The organism is Desulfobulbus sp. (genome assembly GCF_030824455.1).
Taxonomy (GTDB): domain Bacteria; phylum Desulfobacterota; class Desulfobulbia; order Desulfobulbales; family Desulfobulbaceae; genus Desulfobulbus.
In genome coordinates, this window is the sequence record NZ_JAVBXR010000062.1 from 1 (window position 1) to 7,064 (window position 7,064).

Genomic DNA, 7,064 nt, shown 5'->3' on the forward strand with positions numbered 1-7,064 from the left:
AACGGCCAGATGCACGCCAATAGCCAGCGAAGAAGCCAACCACCATCGTCTGTCGGCTTCCTGCTGAAGAAGATAAAATTCACTCTCGGTGTAATGCACAGCTGACCAACCAGTCCCTTACTTGTCTTTTTCCGCAGGCACGGTGATCATTCCCAACTTTTCAAACCCTGCGGCATGGATGTCGGCCATGGTCAAGGTGACGACGCCATAGGGGACGCTTTTATCCGCTCGGAGAAAGATGCCTTCTTTCTTCACCTCAGGCGGCATGCTCTGCAGTTGTTGCTGCAAGGTTGCGGAGGTTACTTTTTCCTTCTTCAGATACACATCGCCTTCCTTTTTGATCGTGACCACCAAGGGCTCTTCTTGCTGACGCAGGGCCTTGGTGGTTGCCTCGGGCAGTTCAACCTCGAGGCCTTGGGTCATCATCGGCGCTGTAACCATGAAAATAATCAGCAATACAAGCATGACGTCGACAAGCGGGGTGACGTTGATCTCGGCAACGATGGTCCGCTTGCCTTTATTGTTTCCTAAAGGTCCCATGCGATCACGTCCTGGTGAGGATGTCTCTTTCGATCAGATTAATGAAATCGGTGCTGAAGCTTTCGATGTTTGATTCGAACTCAGCAACCTTGTTGGAAAAATAATTGTAGAAAATAACGGCGGGGATGGCCACGGCCAGACCTGCCGCCGTGGCGACCAGCGCCTCTGAAATGCCAGGGGCTACAACAGCCAGAGAGGCCGAACCGCGTTCGCCGATGCTCTGGAAGGAGGCCATGATGCCCCAGACCGTCCCGAACAGACCGATAAAAGGCGTGGCGCTGCCGGTGGTGGCAAGAATGGCGATCGAACTGGCCAAACGATCAGATTCAAGAAACTGAGCCTTGCGCACCGCCCGTTTCAGGTTGTCCATAGTTGCCAACTGCGTTTCCAGGGTGAGGGTGGCCTGCCCGGCACTGCGGGCGGCGCTGATTTTTTTCAGCTCGTTGTATCCGGTGACAAACACGGTCGCTTCCGGGCTGAGCGGGTATTCACGGGCCGCATCGTAGGCCTCGTTGAGGGTCTTGCTGTCCCAGAAGGCGTCGAGAAAATCCAGGGAGGAATTGCGGGCCTTGCGAAACATAAGGAATTTTAAAATGACAATGGACCATGAAGCAACCGAGAAAACAAGCAGGATGAGCATGATCAATTTGCCCATCATCCCGGCATGTTTCATTATTTCAAAAATAGATAAACTCACGACGTCCCTTCTTGTTGTTAAATTAATCTTGCGTTGTCTCCGGCCGTCCAAGGGGCTGATCCGTTGCCGCCAAGGAACGGCGAGCACTGATCGCACAAAAACGCGACCCGCTCTGCAGCCTATGATCTGCCGATGAAGGCAAAATCTGCGAGCGGGCCAAAATCCATGGACGCGCCGCGCTTGCTCTGCCCTTGCCGCAGGTCGCGCCGACCGAAGATCGTGATCACAATAACCTCAAAATATATACGAAAACAATAAATCTGTCGACCTCGATCTGGAGATGATGTACAAATCTCGAGGCATGCGACAACCTGCTTAGGGTGTCGCGCGGTGCACAAACTCTCTTTCTTTTTCCTGTCACAAGGAGCTGCGCATGTCAGGACAGATATATGACGTGGTCATCATAGGAGCCGGGCCGGCCGGCATTCAGGCCGCAATTCACGCCTCCCGGAAAAAGACCAGCGTGTTGGTTCTGGGCCGGGCTGGAAATTCAGCGCTCCACGGCGCACATATTGAAAATTACGCCTTTGTCGCCGGCGTTTCGATCGGGGCGGGGCTTCTTGAGATCGGCTTGGAACAGGCAAGGAATTTTGGCGCCGAAATCTCCCCTGAAGATGTGTTGAAAATCAATCAGGAAGATGCGCTGTTTTCCATAGAGCTCGAGAGCGGTCGATCCGTCGGCGCCCGCACCGTCATTTTTTGCATGGGAGTTTCCAAGAAAAAACTTGGCGTAGCCGGAGAAAAGGAATTTGCCGGCAAGGGCGTCTCATACTGCGTGGATTGCGACGCCAATTTTTATCGCGGCGCAACCGTGGCCGTTGCCGGTGATCGGAGCGCAGCCGTTGACGGCGCCCTGACCCTGCTTGATTACGCAGCCAAGGTATATCTGGTGGCGGCGGAACTCAATGTATCCGAGGAACTGCTGGAGCGGCTCAAAACCAGTCAGGTGGAATGCATCGAGAGCGCTGTGCAGCAGATCAACGGCGACCGGGTGGTCAATTCGTTGCTGTTGGCCAACGGCGCCACCCTGGAAGCCGAAGGCGTCTTTATAGAGCTTGGCTCCAAGGGCGCGCTGGAACTGGCCACCCAGATTGGCGTGCAGCTTGACACGGAATCGTTCAAGTACATTGAGACGAACCGGCGGCAGGAAACCAATATTCCAGGCGTCTATGCCGCTGGCGACATTGTCGGCCCTCCTTATCAGATGGCAAAAGCGGTGGGAGAAGGGTGTGTTGCCGGGATGGAAGCGGCTACCTATGCCCGAAGGATGCGAAAGGCCGAAGCGTAAACGCAGCGAATTTCACCCACCCGCTTTTCGCTGGGGGCTGCCTTGAGCTTTTCCGTTAGCGGGCTTGCAGGCTGTTTCGTTGCCGCATCTCCTGGATGGATCGGAGGTAGCGGAAAATTTCCCGGCTGTGGCGGGGGTTGCGGGTCTGGGCAAACAGGTATGACAACCGCGAAAGGGTCAGTACCTCAATTTCCGGCATCTCCGCCTTGAGTTCCACCAAGGTGTCGCTGGTCCAATTTTCCGCCCACTCAGTGTTGTTCTCACGGCATTCCTGCCGTTTTTCCAGGGCCTCGTTGACAAGGGCGTCCCGGTAAAATTCGAGAGCGTGCAACTGCTTACGCTCAGACAGCGATTTTCCGCGATGCCTGCCGACCAGTTCGTACAACGGCTCAAGGGGTTCGTTCTGCACCAGTTTGGTCAGGTATTTAATCTGCCGCTGACGTGCGCTGCCCTCCAGTTTTGCCGTATCACGTAAAATCAGCTTGAATTCTTCGAGGCCCGTCGCCCTGTCCAGTGCCTGCGGCGGCAGTTTGACCAATTCGGCCACCAACTGCTCAATTTCCTTGATCCTTCTTTTTTGCTCTGTACGACTTACCTGCATATTCGACGGCTCCTACGCCTGAGATTACTCGTCATGGACAGGGCTTTCGCCGCACAATAGCAGCACCTTGTCCCATATTCGATCGGCGGTGGCCTCCTTCGTCAGCAACGGCAAGGTTTGGCTCGCTTTTCGGTCAATTAACGTAACTTGATTGGTTTCGACGTCAAAACCGGTTTGCTGTCCGAGGATATCATTCACCACAATCAGATCCAGGTTCTTTTCCCGGAGTTTTCGCTGCCCCTCGGCGACATGATTCTGACTTTCAGCCGCAAATCCCACAAGCAGCTGCCCGGGAAGTCGTCTTTTGCCAAGTTCAGCCAGAATGTCTCTGTTTTTTATCAGATCCAGACTCAGGCCTTGCTGCGTTTTTTTGATCTTCTGGGGTTGGCAGGCGGTTGGTCTGAAATCGGCGACAGCAGCCGATTTAATGATGACGTCCATCGACGGCGCCCGCTCCAGGACCGCCGCCGCCATGGCTTCAGCGGTCGTTGTCCGGATCACCTCCACCTCGGGAGGATCGACAAGCGTCACCGGGCCTGCGACCAAGGTCACCTCCGCGCCCCTGCGTCGAGCGGCTCGCGCCAAGGCAAACCCCATCTTGCCGCTGGAGCGGTTGCTGAGAAAACGCACCGGATCCAGCGGTTCACGGGTGGGGCCGGCGGTGATCAGCACTTTTTTGCCCTGGAGATCGTTAATCTGGAATAGGCCGAGCAGGCGTTCCCGCACTGCATCCCATTCGGGCAGGCGACCGTCTCCGGTCTCTCCGCAGGCAAGAGCGCCGCATCCCGATTGCACCAAGTGATGTCCGAATTGCCGCAGGCGGTTGATGTTGCTTTGGGTTGCTGGATGCGCCAGCATTGCGCTGTTCATGGCCGGGCAGAGCACCACCGGAATACGGGCGGCAAGGGCAATGGCCGACAGCAGATTGTCGGCCATGCCGCCGGCGATCCGCGCCATGGTCTGGGCGGTTGCCGGCGCAATCAAGAGCGCGTCGGCTTCCCGTGCAAGATTGATGTGGGCCATGACGCGATCAGGCGACTCGTCAAACATGTCGCGATGCACCGCATTGCCGGAAAGCGCTGCAAAGGTCAACGGCGTCACGAATCGCTCCGCCGCCGCCGTCATCACCACGGTGACCAGCGCCTCTTCTTTGACCAGTTCCCGAATCCATTGCGCCGCCTTGTAGGCGGCAATGGAGCCGGTGATCCCGAACAGAATTCTTTTTCCCTGCAGACCCGACATGCCGACAACTGCTATTGGGAGATCGAATCGTTAAAAGTATTGGCGTTGCTGGATGCGCTGGCGCCGCCTGTTTTGTCGATGGCGACATGCAATTTCAATTCTGTTTTGCCCAAAACGCCTTCAGAAATCACCATTATGCAGGTTTTATTGGGTTTGATAAAGGCCAGCATGATGTCTTTTGAGGCGGTTTCGCCCACTAAACGCCATTTGTTGTCCTGCATGGAGGCAATCATATAATCCTTGAGCGACATAACCTCGGCGCGGCCCTTGTAAATGAAGATGCCGCCGCGAAACGATTCGGTTTTAATCACCATTGAACCTTTTCGATCCCAGGTAAGCTCGGTGGGCAGCGTGATGTCTTTGATGTCGTCAGCAAAATTGGTGAGCTGGGGCGCTCCTGAGGCGTCGTTGCCGAAGGTGTTTTTATTTGAGGCGCAACCAGCGGACACGAGAATCAGCGCCGCGCTAAGAAAGATCAACAGCTTCATTCCAACATTCATTTTCATTCAATTCATCCTCAAGTTAGAGTAAAAAGTGCCGCTCTGGAAAACAATGCAGGGTGACACGTTTGCAGTTGCGCCATTTCCAATGCGCAGTGATCTGCGCGCTGATAACGGCGTCGCATTCTGCCGCTGGTTTTCTCTTTTGTGCAAGATCAGGCGATGCGCCCTACTGCGTTGTGCCGGCAGAATGAGCGAAGGGGATAATCCGAGACAACCAGTTGTAAAAAAATAAGGTTTTAATGTCAATTAAACTTTGCGAGTGCAACGCATTATTTTTGCTTATTATTTGTGACACATTTTGTTTTTTGGAAACAAATTGGAAACAAGCTGTTTGGAAACGGTCACTTCACTTTTCGGATCTTTTCAGGCTCAACCCCGGCCACAGTCTCCAGCAACTCGCGCTGCCGGCCTAGTTCGACTGAAGCATATTTATAGACAGACTCAATCTTTTTATGGCCGCTGATGATCTGTAGTTCGGCCATGGATAACCGCTTCTCGTTGACGAACTGGCTCATGCTGCTGTGCTTCAAGCCGCTGTAAAGCTCGATGTCCTCGCCAACCGCCGCACACGCTTTCTTCCACACCCGATTCAGCACGCCTTCGGTGTACCTTCTCCCGCGCTGGACAAACATGAACGGGCAGGACTCATTCATTCCGACTAGGCGCTCTATTTCGACAATCATAGCCCGGTGGCAGGGAATGATATGCTCAGCCCCAGTTTTTGTGCTCGTGACCAGTTGCCCGCCGGAAATCCCGCGTCTGATATGGAACGATTTGCCAAACTGGTCATAGTCCATTTTGTACAGCGCCATGGCCTCCGCCGGCCTTTTTAGATGGTATTTCAGAAAAAGAAATATCGCCCTATGTTTCTCTGGGATCGCTTCAATCGCGGCCATTTGGCGCGATTCTGGAAGCCATTTTATTGCCGGAGATTCAATCCCGTATTCTGACCGCTTGGGGAATGGAGGCATTTCCGGGATGCGCTTGCTCCTCCAGGCGTAATCAAGGAATGCCCGAAATATTGTCATGCACAGGTTTTTTGACGACGGCGCCAAACTAATTGAGGCAATCATGGCGTCCAAAGTGTCAAGTTGAATTTCGTGCAACTGGGTGGAGTTTTCTTCAAAAAAAGGCTTGATGTGGTTTGCAAAAAGTGAGCTGTACAGCCTTATTGTTCCAGGTTTTTTCCCGGTTTTAGTGTTGAGCCATTGTTCGAAAAACGGTATGACGTCGGTATACCGGTTCCCCGTGTACTTCTCGATCCGAAACACGCCATTTTCAACGTCGCCTTGCATCTGAGCAAGAAGCCTGTGTGCGTCAATATACCCCTGGTCACGCTTTGGATTTGGGTGCGTCTGCGCCATGAGCCGGCCCTTGTACCGGCTGATCTGGTAGCGCTTCCCCTGCCAATTCCAGGCAACACCCCACTGCGCACGATCCCGCTTGAAATACACCGATCCAGACATGCACACCTCCCCAAAATTCAGATGGATGGCATTCTGCCCATGTTTTGGAGATAGTGTCAAGGGAGTTTCCTAAAATCCTGGCAAGCGTGGTTGCCGTTTGTCGGCGGGCTGGTCCTGCTCGCGGACGGCGGCTTTCATACGGCGGGCGCGTTCGTTCACGGCGGGCATGTAGTCAGCGCCGAGCGGCTTATTGCCAAGCCAGCCACGGCGCGGCGTCTTGAAGATGCTTGTTTTCATGGTCCTCATCTCATGTCGAAAAATAGGAAGGACTTGCAAGGCGGCGGCAGTACCTCAATCTGTTCAGCCGACACTTGCTAGATGAGCGGCAAGCCTATCCCGCAAGGGTTGCACGGAAGTCGTTCCGCTTGGTTATCATCTTGTCGATGAACGCCTTTTCATCCTCAAAGTAGGCGTGCAAGTCTTCCTCGATCACCTCTTTGCAGAGATGAACGATTTTATCGATGTCGTCCGGCTCCACCTCGAGGGAGGCGCAGACTGACATCAGGATTCCCCGCGCCTGTTTGCGCAGCATGACGATGTCTTTGTGCTTCACCGGATGGGTGCGGACGTAGCCGAACACACCGGTCCAGACCACGGCCTGGACCTTTTGCCAGAACTCGGAGACCTTGGCTTTGCCCTGGTTGTGGTTGCGGTTGACCGGGTTCGATGTGTGCCGGGTCCATTCGGTGGTCAGGTACGCCCAGAGGGAGCGGAGAGCCCCGGCCAA

The 7,064-nt window shown here is 54.4% G+C and carries 9 protein-coding genes; 1 reads left to right on the forward strand and 8 read right to left on the reverse strand.

What is annotated here, in order from left to right:
* Nucleotides 1–117: 117 nt before the first annotated feature.
* Together tolR and tolQ are read right to left on the reverse strand one after the other, a co-directional pair.
* On the reverse strand, nt 118–540 hold the full coding sequence (tolR, locus tag RCH93_RS08415; protein WP_306547909.1) for a protein TolR: 423 nt from the start codon (nt 538–540) through the stop codon (nt 118–120).
* Nucleotides 541–544: 4 nt separating this feature from the next.
* Entirely contained in the window at nt 545–1,237 is a 693-nt protein-coding gene (gene tolQ / locus RCH93_RS08420) for a protein TolQ (protein WP_306547910.1), read from the reverse strand.
* Between the two features lie 373 nt (nt 1,238–1,610).
* On the opposite strand from tolQ, the gene RCH93_RS08425 reads away from it, so the two are divergent.
* The gene (locus RCH93_RS08425) at nt 1,611–2,525 is read left to right on the forward strand and encodes an NAD(P)/FAD-dependent oxidoreductase (protein ID WP_306547911.1); all 915 of its coding nucleotides are present in this window, start codon (nt 1,611–1,613) and stop codon (nt 2,523–2,525) included.
* Between the two features lie 55 nt (nt 2,526–2,580).
* On the opposite strand, the gene RCH93_RS08430 is transcribed toward RCH93_RS08425, so the two are convergent.
* The 6 genes from RCH93_RS08430 to RCH93_RS08455 all read right to left on the reverse strand — a co-directional run.
* Entirely contained in the window at nt 2,581–3,126 is a 546-nt protein-coding gene (locus tag RCH93_RS08430; RefSeq protein WP_306547912.1) for a DUF615 domain-containing protein, read from the reverse strand.
* Between the two features lie 24 nt (nt 3,127–3,150).
* On the reverse strand, nt 3,151–4,368 hold the full coding sequence (gene coaBC, locus RCH93_RS08435; protein ID WP_306547913.1) for a bifunctional phosphopantothenoylcysteine decarboxylase/phosphopantothenate--cysteine ligase CoaBC: 1,218 nt from the start codon (nt 4,366–4,368) through the stop codon (nt 3,151–3,153).
* An 11-nt stretch (nt 4,369–4,379) separates the two neighbouring features.
* Entirely contained in the window at nt 4,380–4,874 is a 495-nt protein-coding gene (locus RCH93_RS08440) for a hypothetical protein (RefSeq protein ID WP_306547914.1), read from the reverse strand.
* Nucleotides 4,875–5,212: 338 nt separating this feature from the next.
* A complete protein-coding gene (locus RCH93_RS08445) occupies nt 5,213–6,337 on the reverse strand; it encodes a tyrosine-type recombinase/integrase (RefSeq protein ID WP_306547915.1) in 1,125 nt (374 codons plus the stop codon).
* A gap of 69 nt (nt 6,338–6,406) precedes the next feature.
* Entirely contained in the window at nt 6,407–6,574 is a 168-nt protein-coding gene (locus RCH93_RS08450) for a hypothetical protein (RefSeq protein ID WP_306547916.1), read from the reverse strand.
* Nucleotides 6,575–6,668: 94 nt separating this feature from the next.
* Nucleotides 6,669–7,064, reverse strand: a 396-nt coding sequence (locus tag RCH93_RS08455; RefSeq protein WP_306547917.1) for a hypothetical protein, incomplete at its 5' end; no start/stop codon positions are given.